The sequence below is a fragment of the Bacteroides sp. AF32-8BH genome, from assembly GCF_003435205.1.
GTDB lineage: Bacteria > Bacteroidota > Bacteroidia > Bacteroidales > Bacteroidaceae > Bacteroides > Bacteroides ovatus.
The window spans coordinates 1-20,066 of the sequence record NZ_QVLZ01000042.1 but is presented as its reverse complement, the minus strand read 5'-3'; the positions used below and the strand labels follow the sequence as shown (position 1 = coordinate 20,066).

General features: G+C 43.9%; 11 protein-coding genes. 10 read left to right on the top strand and 1 reads right to left on the bottom strand.

What is annotated here, in order from left to right:
• The first annotated feature begins 1 nt into the window (after position 1).
• The 6 genes from DWZ47_RS23790 (at position 2) to DWZ47_RS23765 (ending at position 14,826) form a co-directional block, all read left to right on the top strand.
• The gene (locus tag DWZ47_RS23790; RefSeq protein ID WP_182281652.1) at positions 2-1,570 is read left to right on the top strand and encodes a glycoside hydrolase family 32 protein; all 1,569 of its coding nucleotides are present in this window, start codon (positions 2-4) and stop codon (positions 1,568-1,570) included.
• Between the two features lie 100 nt (positions 1,571-1,670).
• On the top strand, positions 1,671-3,506 hold the full coding sequence (locus DWZ47_RS23785; protein ID WP_117514870.1) for a DUF4980 domain-containing protein: 1,836 nt from the start codon (positions 1,671-1,673) through the stop codon (positions 3,504-3,506).
• Between the two features lie 384 nt (positions 3,507-3,890).
• A complete protein-coding gene (locus DWZ47_RS23780) occupies positions 3,891-5,060 on the top strand; it encodes an MFS transporter (protein ID WP_074637871.1) in 1,170 nt (389 codons plus the stop codon).
• 35 nt (positions 5,061-5,095) lie between these two features.
• Positions 5,096-5,983: a carbohydrate kinase family protein gene (locus tag DWZ47_RS23775; protein ID WP_004307082.1), complete on the top strand. Its 888-nt coding sequence runs from the start codon at positions 5,096-5,098 to the stop codon at positions 5,981-5,983.
• A 385-nt stretch (positions 5,984-6,368) separates the two neighbouring features.
• Positions 6,369-11,951 (top strand): carboxypeptidase-like regulatory domain-containing protein, encoded by a 5,583-nt coding sequence (locus DWZ47_RS23770; RefSeq protein ID WP_117514868.1) that lies wholly within the window; start codon positions 6,369-6,371, stop codon positions 11,949-11,951.
• Between the two features lie 4 nt (positions 11,952-11,955).
• Positions 11,956-14,826 (top strand): substrate-binding domain-containing protein, encoded by a 2,871-nt coding sequence (locus tag DWZ47_RS23765; RefSeq protein ID WP_316121720.1) that lies wholly within the window; start codon positions 11,956-11,958, stop codon positions 14,824-14,826.
• Between the two features lie 159 nt (positions 14,827-14,985).
• Here the strand turns inward: DWZ47_RS23765 and DWZ47_RS23760 are convergent, their stop codons facing one another.
• Positions 14,986-16,167, bottom strand: a complete 1,182-nt coding sequence (locus tag DWZ47_RS23760) for an LruC domain-containing protein (protein ID WP_233525099.1) — start codon at positions 16,165-16,167, stop codon at positions 14,986-14,988.
• Between the two features lie 173 nt (positions 16,168-16,340).
• On the opposite strand from DWZ47_RS23760, the gene DWZ47_RS23755 reads away from it, so the two are divergent.
• From DWZ47_RS23755 to DWZ47_RS23740, 4 genes are all read left to right on the top strand, one after another.
• Entirely contained in the window at positions 16,341-16,679 is a 339-nt protein-coding gene (locus DWZ47_RS23755) for an MGMT family protein (protein ID WP_004307078.1), read from the top strand.
• Positions 16,680-16,978: 299 nt separating this feature from the next.
• Positions 16,979-18,205, top strand: a complete 1,227-nt coding sequence (locus DWZ47_RS23750; protein WP_004307077.1) for a glycine betaine/L-proline ABC transporter ATP-binding protein — start codon at positions 16,979-16,981, stop codon at positions 18,203-18,205.
• A complete protein-coding gene (locus DWZ47_RS23745; RefSeq protein ID WP_004307076.1) occupies positions 18,202-19,026 on the top strand; it encodes an ABC transporter permease in 825 nt (274 codons plus the stop codon). Before DWZ47_RS23750 ends, DWZ47_RS23745 begins: the two co-directional genes overlap by 4 nt.
• Positions 19,027-19,049: 23 nt before the next feature.
• Positions 19,050-19,916 carry a glycine betaine ABC transporter substrate-binding protein gene (locus DWZ47_RS23740; RefSeq protein ID WP_117514889.1) on the top strand — a complete coding sequence of 289 codons (867 nt, stop codon included), beginning with the start codon at positions 19,050-19,052 and terminating at the stop codon, positions 19,914-19,916.
• The last annotated feature ends 150 nt before the right edge of the window (positions 19,917-20,066 follow it).

Genomic DNA, 20,066 nt, shown 5'->3' with positions numbered 1-20,066 from the left:
TATGAAAAATATGATCTTACATATAGCAATCACCACGCTGTTGGCCTCAATGACCGCTTGCAGTGATGAGATGGATCCCGTATTGACTCAAAGAGACTGGGATGGTACAGCCACTTACTTCCAATCGACCGACGAGCATGGCTTCTCGATGTACTATAAACCGCAGGTAGGCTTTGTTGGTGACCCGATGCCATTCTATGATCCGGTTGCCAAAGACTTTAAAGTGATGTACCTGCAAGACTACCGTCCGAACCCCGAAGCTACTTACCACCCCATTTTCGGGGTGGCCACCAAAGACGGTGCTACTTATGAATCTCTCGGCGAACTGATTCCGTGTGGAGGTCGTGACGAACAGGATGCTGCCATCGGTACAGGAGGTACCATCTATAATCCGGTTGATAAACTCTACTACACCTTCTACACCGGCAATAAATTCAAACCTTCTTCCGACCAGAATGCACAGGTAGTCATGGTAGCTACCTCTCCCGACTTTAAAACATGGACCAAGAACCGCACTTTCTATCTGAAAGGAGATACGTACGGCTATGACAAGAATGACTTCCGCGATCCGTTCCTGTTCCAGACCGAAGACGGCGTTTATCACATGCTGATTGCCACCCGTAAAAACGGAAAAGGACACATTGCCGAATTCACCTCTACTGACCTGAAAGAGTGGGCGTCTGCTGGCATATTTATGACCATGATGTGGGACCGTTTCTATGAATGCCCGGACGTATTCAAAATGGGAGACTGGTGGTATCTGGTCTATTCGGAACAAGCTTCCTTCATGCGCAAGGTACAATACTTCAAAGGCAGAACACTTGAAGAACTGAAAGCAACCACCGCCAATGATGCCGGAATATGGCCGGACAATCGGGAAGGTATGCTGGACAGCCGTGCATTCTATGCAGGCAAGACTGCTTCCGATGGAACCAACCGTTACATCTGGGGCTGGTGTCCTACCCGTGCCGGTAATGATAATGGAAACGTAGGGGATGTAGAACCCGAATGGGCTGGCAACTTGGTGGCACAACGCCTCATTCAGCACGAAGACGGTACATTGACTCTTGGAGTTCCCGATGCAATCGACCGTAAATACACTTCCGCACAAGAGGTAAAAGTGATGGCTAAAGACGGAAACGTAACAGAAAGCGGTAAAACCTATACGTTGGCCGAAGGAGCTTCCGTTATCTTCAACCGGTTGAAAGTACACAACAAGATTTCCTTTACCGTAAAAGCATCCTCGAATACAGATCGTTTTGGAATCTCTTTCGTCCGTGGAACGGACTCCAAATCATGGTATAGCATCCACGTCAACGCTGACGAGGGTAAAGCCAACTTCGAGAAAGACGGTGACAATGCCAAATACTTGTTTGATAACAAATTCAATATTCCGGCGGATAATGAATACCGTGTGACGATTTACAGTGACCAATCGGTTTGTGTGACTTACATCAACGACCAGTTATCTTTCACGAACCGCATCTATCAAATGCAGAAGAATCCGTGGTCACTCTGTTGTTATAAAGGTGAAATCACTGTATCAGATATTCAAGTGAGCACCTATTAATAGAAAAGTAACATCTTTTACAGTGTTTGAAACAAAAGTGATAGGCGTTTCATCCCGGAGCGCCTATCTTTGCACTGTAACAACCTTAATACCATAAAGCATGAATTTAAGACTCTCTTCCAAACAAATTCAAACCTTCGCGGTTTTATTTTGTATGATTGTGATGAATATCTCTCTATCCGCCCGTGCGGACAACTCTCCTCTATTAATTAAAGATTTAGGAGAAGGACATTGCCTCGTACGTGTCAACACTAACCAGAAGTATCTGTTGTTGCCCGTAGAAGATGCATCGCCCGATGTGCGTATCAGCATGATTGTTAATAATAAAGAGGTAAAGAACTTCGATGTCCGTCTGGCCATCCATAAAGTCGATTACTTTGTTCCGGTAGACCTTTCCGACTATTCCGGCAAACTAATCTCTTTCAAATTTAAAATGAACTCCAACGACCCGGTGCGTGTCAACCTTTCACCGGACAACACTGCTTGCTGCAAGGAAATGAAATTGTCCGATACGTTCGATACAAGCAACCGTGAAAAGTTCCGTCCCACCTATCACTTTTCTCCCCTCTACGGATGGATGAACGACCCGAACGGAATGGTATACAAAGACGGCGAATACCACCTTTTCTACCAATATAACCCTTACGGCTCCAAATGGGGAAATATGAACTGGGGACATGCCATCAGCAAAGACCTTGTAAACTGGGAACATCGCCCCGTAGCAATCGCCCCGGATGCATTCGGCACTATCTTCAGTGGATCCGCCGTGATAGATCATCATAATACCGCCGGCTTCGGTGCAGGCGCTATCGTCGCCATCTATACACAAAACGGCGACCGTCAGGTGCAAAGCATTGCTTACAGCACCGACAACGGACGTACCTTTACCAAATACGAAAACAATCCTGTATTAGTATCCGAAGCACGTGACTTCCGCGACCCGAAAGTATTCTGGTACGAAGGCACCAAACGCTGGATCATGGTATTGGCAGTAGGGCAGGAAATGCAAATCTTCTCTTCCCCCAACTTGAAAGACTGGACATTTGAAAGCTGCTTTGGCAAAGGACACGGCGCACACGGAAACGTTTGGGAATGTCCCGATTTATTCGAACTCCCGGTAGAAGGAACGAATGAAAAGAAATGGGTACTGCTTTGCAGCCTCGGCGACGGTCCTTTCGGTGACTCGGCTACTCAATATTTTGTAGGCTCCTTCAACGGAAAAGAATTTGTAAATGAATCACCCTCCAAAACCAAATGGATGGACTGGGGAAAAGACCATTACGCCACTGTAACTTGGAGTGATGCTCCCGACAACCGTCGCATCGCTATCGCATGGATGAGCAACTGGCAATATGCAAACGATGTTCCTACCTCTCAATACCGTAGCCCGAACTCTGTTCCTCGTGATTTGAGCCTATTCACCGTAGATGGCGAGACTTATCTTCAGTCTGCTCCCTCTCCCGAACTGCTGAAACTGCGTGACATCTCCAAGAAACGCTCGTTTAAAGTGAACGGAACACGTACCATCAAAGACATGATTGCCGGCAATGAGGGTGCATACGAAATAGAACTGACTATCGAAAATCAATATGCGGATGTAATTGGCTTCCGTCTTTATAATGACAAAGGCGAAGAAGTGGATATGCAATATGACATGAAAGAAAAGAAATTCTCGATGGACCGCCGCAAGAGCGGAGATGTAGGTTTCAATGAGAACTTCCCAATGTTGACCTGGACGGCCATTGAAAGTGGAAAAGACGAATTGAAACTCCGTCTGTTTGTTGACAAATCCAGTGTGGAAGCCTTTGGTGATGGCGGACGTTTTGTGATGACTAATCAAGTATTCCCGTCGGAACCTTACACTCATATCGACTTTTACAGTAAAGGAGGAGCGTATAAAGTAGATTCGTTTGTGATCTACAAGTTGAAGAAATAAGCTCATTCTCCTAACTCCATGCGCTCTTTCCCTGTTTCTTTAGAGTAAAAACTTCTTTCCCTATAGACTAATACGTCTTTCCTTATGGAAGAGTACGTCTGTCCTAGTGGAAGAGTTCTACTAAAGTACGGAGATACTTTCCTCAAAGCTACGGTTCTGTTAGTTCGTCACGGCCGTGACGAGATCCTCCCATGGCCGTGGTGAGAACTCTTCACAGCCGTGGGAAGAAGCTACCACGGCCGTGGTAACCCAACAAGACCGTAGCTTTAAAGTAACAAGGAACGGGAGGATACACCAACTATATAAAGGACTGATGCATACATTGCCGTAGGGGTATGTGCTCCGCCCTATGGAAACAGAATTCATCATATAAAAGATAAAATAATGGAAAACAGTAAAAACTCTTCCCTCTCCAAACTAATCCCGGTGATGCTTTGCTTCTTCGCCATGGGATTCGTTGACCTGGTAGGCATTGCCTCCAATTACGTAAAGGCAGACCTTGGTCTGTCAGACTCACAGGCGAATATCTTTCCGTCACTGGTATTCTTCTGGTTCCTGATTTTCTCCGTACCCACCGGCATGCTGATGAGCCGCATTGGTCAGAAGAAAACCGTATTGCTTAGTTTGATTGTGACTTTCGCTTCTTTGTTACTACCCGTTTTTGGCGACAGCTATATGCTGATGCTGATTTCCTTCTCCCTCCTGGGCATCGGAAATGCGTTGATGCAGACTTCTCTGAATCCGTTACTTTCCAATATCGTGCGTGGCGACCGCCTGGCAAGTAGCCTGACTTTCGGCCAGTTTGTGAAAGCCATTGCTTCTTTCCTGGCACCTTATATCGCCATGTGGGGAGCGACACAGGCCATTCCGACTTTCGATTTAGGCTGGCGCATCCTGTTCCCTATCTATATGATTGTGGCCGTCATCGCTATTCTTCTGCTCAATGTCACACAGATTGAAGAGGAGAAAGAAGATGGCAAACCGTCTACTTTCGGACAATGCATCGCCCTGCTTGGCAAACCGTTTATTCTGCTTTGTTTCATTGGTATCATGTGCCATGTCGGCATCGACGTAGGTACGAACACTACCGCCCCGAAGATTCTGATGGAGCGCATTGGTATGGGATTGGATGATGCTGCTTTTGCAACCAGTCTTTATTTTATTTTCCGTACGGCGGGCTGTTTTCTGGGTTCTTTCATCTTGCGTAAGATGTCTCCGAAATCTTTCTTCGGCATTAGTGTGGTGATGATGTTGATTGCCATGATCGGTTTGTTTATCTTCCATGAAAAGGCAATTATCTATGCCTGCATCGCCTTAATTGGTTTCGGTAACTCCAATGTGTTTTCCGTTATCTTCTCGCAGGCATTGCTTTATTTGCCGGGTAAGAAAAACGAAGTTTCCGGCTTGATGATTATGGGACTTTTCGGCGGGACGGTGTTTCCGTTGGCAATGGGAGTAGCTTCGGATACTTCCATGGGACAGAATGGTGCTATTGCCGTAATGACGGTGGGCGTGCTTTATCTCTTGTATTATACGTTCCGTATCAGAAAATAATTTTATAACTTTGGAAACAATAAAACCCGTATATCATGAATAATATAATTGTAGGAATGGGCGAAGCACTTTGGGATGTGTTGCCCGAAGGAAAGAAAATCGGTGGTGCTCCGGCAAACTTTGCCTATCATGTATCACAGTTTGGTTTTGACAGTCGTGTAGTGAGTGCCGTAGGCAGGGATGAACTGGGAGAAGAAATTCTGAAAGTATTCAACGAGAAGAAGTTGAAGATGCAGATTGAACAGGTCGATTATCCTACCGGTACGGTGCAGGTGACGCTCGATGACGAGGGCGTGCCTTGTTACGAAATCAAAGAGGGCGTGGCGTGGGACAACATTCCCTTTACGGATGAGCTGAAACGTCTGGCCTTGAGCACACGTGCTGTTTGCTTCGGTTCGCTGGCTCAACGTAATGAAGTGAGCCGTGCCACTATCAATCGCTTTCTGGATACGATGCCCGATATAGACGGACAGCTCAAGATATTTGATATCAATCTCCGCCAGGATTTCTACTCTAAAGAGGTACTGCGCGAATCGTTCCACCGTTGCAACGTCCTGAAGATAAACGACGAAGAGCTGGTGACTATCAGCCGTATGTTTGGTTATCCCGGCATTGATTTGCAGGATAAATGCTGGATTCTGTTGGCAAAATACAACCTGAAGATGTTGATTCTCACTTGCGGCATCAATGGCAGCTATGTGTTCACACCGGGCGTTGTCTCTTTCCAGGAGACGCCCAAAGTACCGGTTGCCGACACAGTGGGCGCAGGCGATTCTTTTACAGCTGCTTTCTGTGCCTCCATTCTCAATGGAAAACCGGTGCCCGAAGCGCATAAGCTGGCTGTTGAGGTTTCTGCTTATGTCTGCACACAGAGAGGTGCGATGCCCGAACTTCCGCAGGTTTTGAAAGATAGACTGATGTAATTCTTTTATTGATAGTAAGCATAGAGGTATATTTCATTTCGTGGGGTGTACCTCTTGTTTTTTGTACGTACGAAACGTACAGGCATAAAAAAAGGAGCAACGCCTTGCTCCAACCTTTGTTAACCTTAAATCTAATACTATGAAAAACACATTGCAAAGATACGGACTTCTGTCAACTTAGCAAATAATCCAAATAAAAAGAGATGTTTTATAACATCAATTAAGTGTTCGTATTACCCTTTATACGTTTGTTAATGGTTCCCGCGTAAATATGGGGGACCATTTTTACTTTTTTCAAGGGATAAGATTGCGAATAATCGAGTGATTTATAGCATACTCACAGTTTTATTTTCTATTTTTGTTCTCAATCAATCTATCGAATACTATGAACACAATGCTATGCCAGCTAAAGAGCCTGTTGTTATTGGGAGTCCTGCTTTTTGCCAATGGAGCATTCGGACAACCGATGATCTGGGATGATACCTCTCCCGAAACGATCGTTTTCGAACTGACTAACAAAGAGGCTTTGAAACTTCTCAAAGGCAAACTCCGACAGAAACAATGGGATAAAATACAGCAGACTCCTTTTGCCCGTTTCACGGATACTTGGAGCAATCCTCCGGTCAAAGGGCATTTTCTGCTGGCTGATGTAGAGCGGAACGAAGTTCATTACCGTTATGCTCCGGTGATTCCTTTTCATGTTTTCCTTTTCAAGGAGTATGGTGTACTCACCTTGCAGGTGGTTGATGCCGGGGAAACTATCAGGAAAGATGCCAAAGTGCGGGTAGGCAGCAAGGCTGTTTATTACGATGAAGACAGTCAGACGTATACTGACGATAACTGGTCGCAGAAAGAACAGCATATCCTGACGGTTGAAGTGGATAAGTTTCGTGCGGTATTCGATTTGAGGAAACACCTTGTACCACCCTGGTATAAAAATGATTATGGGCGGCAAGATGCACCGGAGTTTTATAGTTACCTGATTACTGACAAGAATAAATACAGACCGGGCGAAACTGTCCGTTTCAAGTCTTATGCTCTCTCCGAACATAAACGTCCTCTGAAACAGGAACTTTCATTGTGGATGCGTGTCGGTTCTTCCTGGCGTGACTATAAGAAGATAATGTCCGTCGTCCCTTACCATCCGGGAGGCTTCGCCGGAGAATTCCTGTTGGCGGATTCATTGAACCTGAAGCTCGATCAGAGATATACTGTACAACTTCGTGATAAGCGGGGACGCATCGTAGCCTCCACCAATTTCAAATATGAAGACTACGAACTGAACGGAAACAAGTTGTTGGTGAAGCTGGCTTCGAATGTGCAATATGCATCGCAGAGTAACCGCATGGATATCAGTGCAACGGATGCCAACGGACTTCCTTTGCGGGAGGTGAATGTAGAAGTGACTGTCGGCAGACAGCAGGTACTGAAGTCGTATGCGCAGATACTTTCTTTGCCCGATACACTGATGTCCGTGCAGGCGGAACTGGATGCTTCCGGGAAAGCTTCGGTAGATATTCCTGCTCGGATATTCGGAGCTTCCGATTGCTTCTATACGGTGAATGTAGTTTTGCTTACGGCAGACAATAACCGTTTGGAGCAGCAGAGCAAAGCGACTTTCTACTATTCGTGCTATGATATGCAGTGCACTACGCAGGCGGATACTATTTGCTTTTCATTCTTCGACCTGGGAGTGGAGCGTCCTGTGGCGGCCGAACTGACCTATGGTGAAAAGAAAGAAGTGAAGAAAGTGCGTTTGCCCTATCGCGAACCGTTCAATCAGGCGGTGACGGACTATCGTTTCAAAATACCGGAAACAGGATATGAAACGACGATTGCTTCCGCCGCACTTGACTCCAAACTGGAACTGAATGGCGGCATAGAAAAAGATTCGTTCTGTGTCTCCCTTTCCAATCCTTTGCAGCTGGAACTTTCCTGGTATGTGTATCAAGGCAACCGCCTGTTGCAGAAAGGTTCGGGAAAAGAGATGGAACACAAATCCGGAGAGATCGATCCCTCTTCCGTCTATTACGTAGAAGTATTTTATTTCATGGGGGATAAGGAATGTATGTTGAAACGCTCGTACACTTCACCTTCCGAACGGCTGGTGATTGAATCTGATTTGCCGGAACGAGTGTATCCCGGTCAGAAAGTGAAAACAAAATTGAACGTGACCAATATACAAGGGCGTCCGGTATCCAACGTCGATCTGACAGCTTTTGCGGTCAACACGCAGCTGGATTATCACGTACCCGATTTACCCTATTACGGGAGTGCACCCCGTCCGCGCGAGCAACGAGCTTCCTACTCAATGAAGCAAAAAGAGTATCTACATACCGGCACATTGGATTATCAGCATTGGAACCAGTTGCTTCATTTGGATAAGTTGCCTTATTATCAGTTTGCTTATCCTTCGGGAAATCTGTTCCGTCAGACGGTTGATACACCGGATGGAACCACCCAGTTTGCTCCTTATGTGATGCTGAACGGGCGGGCGGTGAATATCTATGTGATTGAGCAGAACGATGTTCCCTGCTATTTTTCGTGGACGGAACAGCCTAAGCAGTATTCTTTTCCTGTATTGCATCCGTCGGGAAAGCAGAAGATAATGTTGCGAATGCACGACAGGGCTTTCATCATTGATTCTCTGGCTTTCGACCGGGGCAAGAAAACGATTTTAAGTTTCGATATGAATCAGTTGCCGCAAGGAGTGGAAGTAGTCTGGTTGCGGCAGAGGAAAGGGAAATATGATGAGTATAAGTTTACTTCGGAAGAGAAGAAGCGTTATGAACGGTATCTTTGCCGTCTTCCGGTGATGGATGGGGCGGTATATACTTCGCTCGAACATAATGGAAAGCTGTTTCCGGTTTCACTCATGGAGCTGTCGCGCTACAAGAAAAAGATATTGGCAGGTCCTGTGGAGCCGGGACCTTGGAAATATATGAATGGTGTGTTGTATCGGCATGAGGGAGGTTTCTCTTATGAATTCGAGGGCAATGTGGTTTATAAATATAAGGATGAGGAACTGTGCCCGGCTTATCTGAATTTTTCGTCTGTGGCAAAGATTCCGACTTTGAATGATTACCATTTATCACCGGAAAGATTCCGTAGTCTGGTGGCCGAACTTCGCAAGGGAAAGAGTTGGCATCCCACCCGGATTTATTTCTCCCTGCCGGATAAGACGTTGAATTTCCGGCTTCCGGAAGAAAAAGATTCTACCGGAGTGGCTAACTTGCTCTTTAAAGACTGCACTACCGGAGAACTGGTTTATCCGGATACTTTGGTGCAAATGAATAGAATATATTCCAAGTTTCCTGCCGGAACGTATGATGCGATTTTGCTTTATAACAATGGAAAGTATCTGAAACAGGATGCTCTGACGATACAATCATATACCTATCTGGATGTAGATATGGAATCTCTGCCTCTACACGAACGCGATTCGTTGTCAGCAGGGTGGCTCTTGCTGGGAAGAGGAATTGGCAGGATCGGTACAAACTTTCCTGGTCACAGGGAAATGAGGATCAGGCAGTATGTACGCAATTACGGCGGTAAAGTCTCCGGTTATGTAACGGATGCTACCGGAGAGCCTTTAATCGGGTGCAGCGTGGTGGTGAAAGGAACGACGGAGGGAACGATCACCGACATGGACGGATATTTCGAAATGGATTGTGACAGGGGAGGGGATCAGCTTTTGTTTAGTTATGTCGGCTTTAAACAGCAGGAGATGAGAGCAACTCCCGGAGCCAATCTGTTGGTTACTTTGGAAGAAGATAGTCAGGCGCTGGAGGAAGTGGTCGTTGTAGGATACGGCATGCGTTCAAGATCTTCGTTGACGGGGTCTGTTGCCGGATTAATGGTAGGTTCTTCTTCTGCTGCTGCAACCGCACCTTTGGAGAAACTGGAAGAGCAAGATCAGAAAGCGAAAGAAGAAGCGGATAACGAACAGTTGTATAATGAACTGATGCAATTGAATGGCTTACGTAGGAATTTTTCGGATGTAGCTTTCTGGCAGCCTCGTTTGTTTACGGATAAAACCGGAACGGTACAGTTTGAAACAACTTTCCCCGATAATGTGACGAAATGGGAAACTGTCGTTTATGGCATGAACCGTCGTTTGCAGACGGGTACTTTCCGACGTTCCATCCGCTCTTACAAACCGTTGATGGCGGAGTTGAAAACTCCCCGCTTCCTGGTGGAGGGGGATCAGAGTACGGTGGTTGGGACTATCCGCAATTATCTGGATGGGCAGCACATAGCCGGAAAGACACAGTTCTGCGTCGGAACGGATACGTTGAAACGGCAGGAAGTGAGTTTCATGGAGGGATTTCATGAAACAGTGCCGATGCAGGCAGTTCATGCCGATAGCGTGACCATCAGCTATCTTTTCACTCGCGACGATGGCTATCAGGATGGAGAGGAATATACGATTCCGATACTGCCACAGGGAACTGAATTGGCGGAGGGCACATTGGGTATTCTGTCCGATGCAAAGACGGTCAAAGTGCAATCCGGCGAGGATGAAGAAGTGATGGTGAGTATCACTGACAATCAGTTGGACATCTATAAAGAATCAGTGAATTACTTGACAGGATACAAATATTTGTGCAATGAGCAGCTGGCATCCAAGTTAATCGGTTTGTTGGCTTACCAACAGTATATGCAGAGTAAGGGTGAAAAGGTGAAAGTAGATAAAGCAATTCGACCTATCATCCATCGACTGACGAATCATCAGAACAAACATCAGTTATGGTCGTGGTGGGGGAACTCTGAAAATACTTCTTTCTGGATGTCTGCGCATATTCTGCGGGCTTTGAAGATGGCGCAAGATGCAGGTTATCCTGTGGAGTTGAATCTGAATGGTTTGAAAGTGGAGTATGCTCATACGCGTCCTTATCGAGGAATGAAACTGGAAGATATAGAAATACTTCATGCTCTGCATGAGTGGAAAGTAGAGGCGGATTATTCTTCGGCAGTCAGATTATTGGAACCTTTCGTCCGGCAATTGGAACAGAAAGAAGACTCGTTGGCAAATAGAAACAAGTATTATCGTCCTCTTTCATACTTGAAAGAGAAGCTGCTTCTCTGGGAAATCAAGCAACAGGTGGATTCGGTGAATGTGGGTGATAGCGTACGTCCTTATCTGAAAAAGGATATGCTGGAAGGTGTTTACTGTGACGACGGACGGCGTACTTATTATTGGGAGGGAAATCAGATGATAAATACATTGATAGCCTACCGGATTATTAAAAATGACCCTTCCCTGTGTAAGTTGAAAGAAAATATGCAATTGTATATTTTGCGGACTAAGGAGCGCGGATGGAATACGTATCAGGCTTCTTCGGCTGTGGCAACTGTTCTGACCGATTTGTTGGCAGGTTCCGGAGGGATGTCAGGAACGTCGGTGTCTGTGAGCGGTAAGGATCATCAACGAATTACGGAATTTCCTTATCATGCCCGGCTGATAGCAGGCGACAGTCTGCTTATTTCAAAAACGGGAAAAGAGCCTTTATTGTATAGTGTCTATTCAATGAAGCGTGTGATGAATGCTCGTCAGAGTGATGCTTTCAAGGTGGAGGCGACTTTGGAAAAAGACTCTTTGGTGGCGGGTGTACCTGTTACATTGACAGTTACCTTGCAGGTGAAACAGGAGGGTGCGCAATATGTGATGCTCGAAGTTCCTGTTCCGGCAGGTTGTAGTTATGCCTCAAAACCTGTTAATTTCTCCCGTTCTGAAGTATATCGTGAGTATTTTAAAGAGAAAACTGTTATCTTTAGCGAAAAATTACCGGTAGGTACTTATCAGTTTACGGTTCCTTTGCTTTCACGCTTTACTGGAAAATACACGCTGAACCCTGTGAAAGTGGAACTGATGTATTTCCCGGTGGTGAATGCAAATAATGCGGGGAGAGAAATTTGGATTACAGAAAGAAATACAAAAGATATACGAAAGAAAGGGAATGATTGAAGCGATGAAATATATGAAGTGGATAACAGTCTTGTTTTGTCTTTTGGGCTTGGCGGCCTGTCGTCAGGATGCGCCTCGTTTCCGTATTGGGGTGGCCCAATGTAGTGATGACTCTTGGCGGCACAAGATGAATGATGAGATTCTTCGCGAAGCGATGTTTTATGATGGAGTGTCGGTTGAAATCCGCTCGGCGGCGGATGATAACCGTAAGCAGGCGGAAGATGTTCATTATTTTATAGATAAAGGAGTTGATTTACTGATAATTTCCGCCAATGAAGCGGCTCCCATGACTCCAATTGTGGAGGAGGCCTATCAGAAAGGAATACCTGTCATTCTTGTAGACCGGAAGATACTTTCTGATAAATATACTGCCTATATCGGTGCCGATAATTATGAAATAGGTCGTGCGGTAGGAAATTATATCGCATCAAGTCTGAAAGGGAAAGGGAATGTAGTGGAGCTTACCGGACTGGGTGGTTCCACCCCTGCCATGGAACGCCATCAGGGATTTATGGCTGCTATCAGCAATTATCCGGATATCAAACTGATTGATAAAGCGGATGCTGCCTGGGAACGTGAACCGGCAGAAGTGGAAATGGATAGTATGCTTCGCCGTCATCCGAAGATTGATGCGGTATATGCACATAACGACCGTATCGCTCCGGGAGCCTATCAAGCTGCGAAGAAAGCCGGACGTGAAAAGGAAATGATTTTTGTTGGCATTGATGCCCTGCCCGGCAAAGGAAACGGGCTTGAATTGGTGCTTGACAATGTGCTGGATGCAACTTTTATTTATCCGACTAATGGGGACAAAGTGATGCAACTGGCCATGAATATTCTTGAGAAGAAGTCTTATCCTCGCGAAACGGTCATGAATACTGCCGTTGTAGACCGCACGAACGCGCACGTTATGCAACTTCAGACTACCCATATCTCGGAACTGGATCAGAAGATTGAAACATTGAACGGACGTATCGGTGGGTATCTGTCGCGTGTAGCTACGCAGCAGGTCGTGATGTATGGCGGCTTGGTTATTCTTTTATTAGTAGCGGGATTGTTGTTGGTAGTCTATAAATCCCTCCGTTCCAAGAATCGCCTGAATAAAGAGTTGTCCGAACAGAAGAAACAAGTAGAGCAACAGCGCGATAAACTCGAAGAGCAACGGGATATTCTTGAAGAACAGCGTGACAAACTCGAAGAACAGCGGGATCAGCTTATCCAGCTTTCTCATCAACTGGAAGAAGCGACTCATGCCAAGCTGGTTTTCTTCACAAATATATCTCACGATTTTCGTACTCCACTGACATTAGTTGCCGACCCGGTAGAGCATTTACTGGCTGATTCGTCTTTGAGTGAAGATCAGCGCCGAATGTTATTGTTAGTTCAGCGAAACGTGAATATCCTTTTGCGTCTTGTCAATCAGATTCTGGATTTTCGTAAATACGAGAATGGAAAAATGGAATATACTCCTATTTCGTTAGACATTCTTTCTTCTTTTGAAGGATGGAACGAATCTTTCATGGCAGTAGCCCGGAAGAAGCATATTCATTTCTCATTCGATTATATGCCGGATACGGATTACCGCACATTGGCAGATGTAGAAAAGTTGGAACGCATCTATTTCAACCTCCTTTCCAACGCTTTCAAATTTACTCCGGAAAACGGAAAAGTAACTGTACGCTTGTCTTCCCTGACTAAAGACGATCATTGCTGGATTCGCTTTACCGTTGCCAATACCGGTTCAATGATTTCTGCGGAGCATATCCGGAATATTTTCGACCGTTTCTATAAGATAGATATGCACCATGCCGGTTCGGGTATTGGACTGGCATTGGTAAAGGCTTTTGTGGAATTGCATAAAGGTACCATCACGGTGGAAAGTGATGAAAAGCAAGGAACTATCTTTACCGTTGATTTGCCTGTGCAGACTTGCGAGACTGTTGTTTCTGAAAACTCTCCGGCATTCTCTGTGTCTGCTACTTCTGTAACCTCCACCGATGCTACAACCTCTGCCGTTGCTGGGGTTCCGGCAACTCCTGCAACTTCCGGTTATTCCGGTTCTTCGAGCTTGAATGATGCTTTAACTTACGAAGAAGAGGAATTGGAAAAAAGTTACGACTCTTCCAAACCTTGCGTTCTGATTATTGATGATAACGCTGATATTCGCTTATATGTGCATGGATTGCTTCATACTGATTATACTGTTATAGAAGCTGCAGACGGCTCGGAAGGTATTCGTAAAGCTATGAAATATGTCCCGGACTTGATTATCTCCGATGTAATGATGCCCGGAATGGATGGAATTGAATGTTGTCGTCGCTTGAAAAGCGAATTACAAACCTGTCATATTCCTGTTATCCTATTGACAGCTTGTTCTTTGGATGAACAACGAATTCAAGGGTATGATGGTGGTGCAGATTCTTATATCTCCAAGCCTTTCAGTTCGCAATTACTATTGGCACGCGTTCGTAATCTGATAGATTCACACCGCCGCCTGAAACAGTTTTTTGGTGACGGACAAACGTTGGCGAAAGAGGATGTCTGTGATATGGATAAAGACTTTGTGGAAAAATTCAAAGCTTTGATTGAGGCAAAGATGGGAGATTCAAATTTGAATGTGGAAGACTTGGGTAAAGATATGGGATTAAGCCGTGTGCAACTCTATCGCAAAATCAAATCCCTAACTAATTATTCCCCGAATGAACTGCTTCGTATAGCTCGTTTGAAGAAAGCTGCTTCCCTGCTTGCTTCGTCGGATATGACAGTGGCAGAGATAGGTTATGAAGTTGGTTTTAGTTCTCCTTCTTATTTTACTAAATGTTATAGAGAACAGTTTGGAGAGAGTCCGACAGATTTGTTGAAGAGGAAAGGATAGAACTTATTTCTTTGATTGGATATTATAGTAAATCTGGTATATGTATGCTTTAGGCGCGAATTGCGCAAACATGAGACTGATTGATTCATGTTTTGCGTAATCCGCGCCTAAATGAATAAGTAATATGAAGTTTTGTAACCTCTTTATTCTATATGTTGATTAATTGATAATCAATTTTTTGCTATTCCAGTTCTCCCACCACATCTTCTTTTGTTCTCCTCCGCTAGTTACCCAAGCTTCGAAATCGGGATATGCTTCCAGGAAGCTGGTTGTTTCAGTGGCATGATATATTGCTGCCGGTATTTTGAATCCCCATACAAAATTCTTCTCATTTGCATATTTCTCTTGTGGAGAACCGTAAACAGATTTATAATCTTTAAGGTGAATTTCCTGTCCATGATTTTTCTTAGCCAGATATATATCCACCTTACTATTTTGTAGTCTTTCTACTCTAACTGATGACTTGAAGTGCAGATATATATACGGAGCAAACAGATCAGGTTTGGTCATTTGGTTCGGATCGGTATTAAAGTATTTATACCCCTCTGGTATAGAAGGTTTTTCAAAGACAAGAATCACTTCTCCGTTTGGTCCTTTTCGAATCTTGAATCTTTCATCTTGATAATCAGAAGTTAGATTTAGATTGATTTCATCGTATTTAACATCAGTCAGACGTATATATGGGTCATAATCATAAACACCACCAATAGCTCTGACTTGGAATCCTATATAGAGATATTCTGTACAATATCCACCTTTTTTGTAATCAAGATAGAATTCTGGTATTTGAAGTTTGTACCATGCAACAAAGTCATTGAAATCATAATCACCTAAACTTGGATACATGTCTTCAAACATAACTGTTGCATAACCACGACTTTGTGGATAGCAAAATTGAAATATATTCATTCCACTTTTGGCTGCTGCTTTGCCGGTTAATGCTTTTGTTTTAGGAACTGTTGAAATGGAAATCGTTTCATTTTCAACGGGAATAGTGAATACGTTAGATTCTCCTTCATATTTCACATATACATTCTCTAAGTATCCTGGTATTTCAAGTGGGAGTTCTTTTGTGGTTGCATCCACATCCATTTGTAACATTAGACTATTCTCATTACAATCTTTTTCAGAGTATACGTAGATTGTAGTTGCTGTTTGGCAAGTGAATTTAACTTTAGCGTTTTGAGAATCAGCCCAATCAAAGTCAGCAGGAATATTCAAGTCTGTTATTCTCTTTTCTTTCTCGGGTTGTTTACTTTCATCATAAAGGTTCTTCTCACAGGAGCTGAAAGCCAGTGCTCCCAATAAACAAGAAGCGAACAGGATAGTTTTCTTTTTCATAACAGCAGTGCTTGTTTTGTTAATAATAGGGTTGCTTTTATTGGGTACAAAGGTCGGGATTATTTGTAAATAAAGCAAATAAAGTTGCATATTTTATTTGAAATGCTTTCGTTATTTGCAAATTCTTTTCTTTTTATCTAGTTTTGGAACTGAAATAAAGTAATGTTTGAGTGATGAAAGATTATAAAGTAGATAAGGCGAGCCTTTCCGCATCCTTTTGTCAAGAGGTGTATCAGGTTGTCCGAGAAATTCCGGTAGGTAAAGTTTCTACCTATGGGGGAATTGCCGCATTATTGGGAATGTCTCAATGTTCCCGTATGGTGGGGCGTGCTTTGAAACAGATTCCGGATGATTTATCTGCGCCTTGTCATCGGGTTGTCAATGCGTCGGGACGGCTTGTTCCGGGTTGGACAGAGCAGAAACAACTCTTGTTGGAAGAAGGGATCTCTTTCAAACAAAATGGATGCGTAGACTTGAAAAAGCATCTTTGGAATTACTCCGTACCTGAATGAAATTTGCATATTTAATCTATTTTCCTTACCTTTGTGCCAACAATATGCAAGAACAGACTGTTATTTATTTATGAAAATACTATTTTCTACTGTTCATTAAGAGGATAATCTTATCAAATTCTATTCCTTTTAAACTACTCTGTCTGTTTTTTTTAAACCATTTAAAAAACGTCGGACCGTCATGTTATCATGTGACATGACTGAACCATGCGAACATTCAACTTGTTTATCGTAAGTGAGAATAAGGAATGCGGCAGTTGAAAACAAAACAAATATTATAATCTAAACCAATATATTATATGAGTAAAATAGAAATAAAGGATTTGTACCTTATCTTTGGTAACGAGAAGCAGAAAGCCCTCAAGATGTTGAAAAAAGATAAGAGTAAAGAGGAAATTCTGAAAGATACCGGTTGTACGGTAGGAGTGAAAGATGCCAATCTTTCAATTAATGAAGGAGAGTTTTTCGTGATAATGGGACTCTCGGGAAGTGGAAAATCGACATTACTGCGTTGTATCAATCGTCTGATACGTCCTACTGCCGGACAAGTGCTTGTAAACGGAGTAGATATATCTAAAATTTCCGAAAAAGAATTATTGCAGGTTCGCCGGAAAGAGCTGGCGATGGTTTTCCAGAATTTCGGTCTGTTACCTCACCGTTCCGTATTGAGCAATATCGCGTTCGGCCTCGAACTTCAGGGAGTGAAGAAAGAGGAACGTGAGAAGAAAGCGATGGAAAGCATGAAGCTTGTCGGATTGAAAGGATATGAAAATCAGATGGTAGGCGATCTTTCCGGTGGAATGCAACAGCGTGTCGGACTGGCTCGTGCTCTGGCTAATAATCCTGAAGTGCTTTTAATGGATGAGGCTTTCTCTGCTCTCGATCCTCTGATTCGCGTACAGATGCAGGATGAACTACTGGCCTTGCAATCAAAGATGAAAAAGACGATTGTTTTTATTACCCACGACTTGAGTGAAGCAATTAAGCTAGGTGACCGTATTGCCATCATGAAAGACGGAGAAGTGGTGCAGGTAGGTACTTCGGAGGAAATCCTGACTGAACCGGCTAACGATTATGTAGCCCGTTTTGTTGAAAACGTGGATAGGAGCAAAATTATTACCGCCTCTTCTTTAATGATTGACAAACCGTTGGTGGCCCGTCTGAAGAAAGAAGGTCCCGAAGTATTGATTCGTAAGATGCGTGCGAAGAATATCACCGTATTACCTGTCATAGACGCCGATGATAAACTGGTCGGAGAAGTACGTCTGAACGACTTGCTTAAGTTACGTAGCAAACAGGAAAAATCCATTGAAACGATTGTGCGTACAGAAGTACATTCTGTGTTGGAGGATACGGTGTTGGAGGATATACTTCCTCTAATGACAAAGAGCAATTCGCCGGTATGGGTGATTGATGAGACGCGCGAGTTTTTAGGAACAATCCCGCTTTCATCCTTAATCATCGAAGTGACCGGGAAAGACAAAGAAGAAATAAACGAAATAATTCAAAACGCAATAGATTTATGATAAATATAGGACAATATATAGAGATGGCCATCAATTGGATGATGGTACATTTTTCCACTTTCTTTGATGCCGTGAATGCGGGCATCGGTAGTTTTATTATAGGATTCCAACACATACTTTTCGGAATACCTTTTTATATAACCATTTTGGTACTTGCTACACTCGCATGGATGAAAGCAGGACGCGGTACGGCAATTTTCACCGCATTGGGATTATTACTGATCTATGGAATGGGATTCTGGGAGGCTACTATGCAAACCCTGGCTCTCGTTTTTTCATCTACCTGTCTGGCTCTGATTGTTGGTGTACCTTTAGGAGTGTGGACGGCAAACAGTCCGCGTGCAGAGAAAATACTTCGTCCTGTTCTCGACTTGATGCAGACGATGCCTGCTTTTGTTTATCTGATTCCTGCTGTTTTGTTTTTCGGATTGGGAGCAGTGCCGGGAGTGTTTGCTACCATTATCTTTGCTATGCCTCCTGTAGTCCGCCTTACCGGATTGGGAATTCGGCAAGTTCCTAAAAATGTAGTGGAAGCTTCCCGTTCGTTCGGGGCTACCCGTTGGCAGTTATTGTATAAAGTGCAGCTTCCTTTGGCGTTGCCCACCATTCTGACAGGTGTCAACCAGACAATTATGATGTCGCTTTCTATGGTTGTCATTGCTGCCATGATTGCTGCCGGTGGTCTGGGAGAAATTGTATTGAAAGGTATTACCCAAATGAAAATCGGACTTGGGTTTGAAGGTGGTATAGCTGTTGTTATTTTAGCTATCATCTTAGACCGTATCACACAAGGAATGGCAGGACGAAAAAATAAGAACTAAAACGGAAAGGAATAAAAATGCATGTGAGAATATATAAAATAGTAGGAATAGTGCTTTCGGCTATGCTTTTGCTGGCTTCCTGTGCTCATTCAGACCTAGAGGAAAAGAAAATAAAAATAGCCTATGCCAATTGGCTGGAAGGTATTGCCATGAGTCATTTGGCCAAGGTGGTATTGGAAGAGCATGGATATGAGGTTGAACTGCAAAATGCTGACCTTGCCCCCATCTTTGTATCTATGTCAGGAAAGAAATCTGATGTGTTTCTGGATGCCTGGTTACCAATAACGATGAAAGATTATATGGATCAGTATGGGGACAGCATCGAATTTTTGGGGGAGGTATACGGAGAAGCTCGCGTCGGACTGGTTGTTCCTCAATATGTTACGATCCAGTCTATTAATGAGCTGGAAGCTAATAAAGACCGTTTTTCTTCTGAAATAGTAGGAATTGATGCGGGAGCAGGGATAATGAAGACGACCGATAAGGCCATTGCTGCTTACGGACTTGATGGGTATACCCTCATGACTTCAAGTAGTTCCACCATGCTGGCTTCTTTGAAAAAAGCGATGGACAAAGGAGAATGGATTGTCATTACGGGGTGGACACCGCATTGGATGTTCGACCAGTTTGACTTGAAATTCTTGGATGATCCGAAGAAAGTATATGGAGACTTGGAAGAAATACATGCTATTGCATGGAAAGGATTCAGTGAGAAAGATCCGTTTGCTGCCGAATTCTTTGGCAACATCAAACTAACGACAGAAGAACTTAGCTCTTTTATGACAGCTATGAAGGATGCCAGGATGGATGAAGAAGAAATAGCCCGTAAATGGAGGGATGAGCATCGGCTGTTGGTGGATAGTTGGATTCCGAAGTCAGAGAATAAATAGATTGGAGCATTGTTATTCTTAATTTTAAATATAAAATAGACATGAACTCTAGTGGGAAAAAGGGAGTACTGTTTATGTTGGACAGAGTTCATACAATAAAAAAGAGGTTGTGTCAAAACGCTGACACAGCCTTTTTTATGCGCAAAGCCC

Coding starts and splice junctions, on each gene's coding strand:
- DWZ47_RS23765 (WP_316121720.1), top strand. CDS start 11,956: ATGAAATATATGAAGTGGATAACAGTCTTGTTTTGTCTTTTGGGCTTG.
- DWZ47_RS23755 (WP_004307078.1), top strand. CDS start 16,341: ATGAAAGATTATAAAGTAGATAAGGCGAGCCTTTCCGCATCCTTTTGT.
- DWZ47_RS23770 (WP_117514868.1), top strand. CDS start 6,369: ATGAACACAATGCTATGCCAGCTAAAGAGCCTGTTGTTATTGGGAGTC.
- DWZ47_RS23790 (WP_182281652.1), top strand. CDS start 2: ATGAAAAATATGATCTTACATATAGCAATCACCACGCTGTTGGCCTCA.
- DWZ47_RS23750 (WP_004307077.1), top strand. CDS start 16,979: ATGAGTAAAATAGAAATAAAGGATTTGTACCTTATCTTTGGTAACGAG.
- DWZ47_RS23745 (WP_004307076.1), top strand. CDS start 18,202: ATGATAAATATAGGACAATATATAGAGATGGCCATCAATTGGATGATG.
- DWZ47_RS23775 (WP_004307082.1), top strand. CDS start 5,096: ATGAATAATATAATTGTAGGAATGGGCGAAGCACTTTGGGATGTGTTG.
- DWZ47_RS23780 (WP_074637871.1), top strand. CDS start 3,891: ATGGAAAACAGTAAAAACTCTTCCCTCTCCAAACTAATCCCGGTGATG.
- DWZ47_RS23785 (WP_117514870.1), top strand. CDS start 1,671: ATGAATTTAAGACTCTCTTCCAAACAAATTCAAACCTTCGCGGTTTTA.
- DWZ47_RS23760 (WP_233525099.1), bottom strand. CDS start 16,167: ATGAAAAAGAAAACTATCCTGTTCGCTTCTTGTTTATTGGGAGCACTG.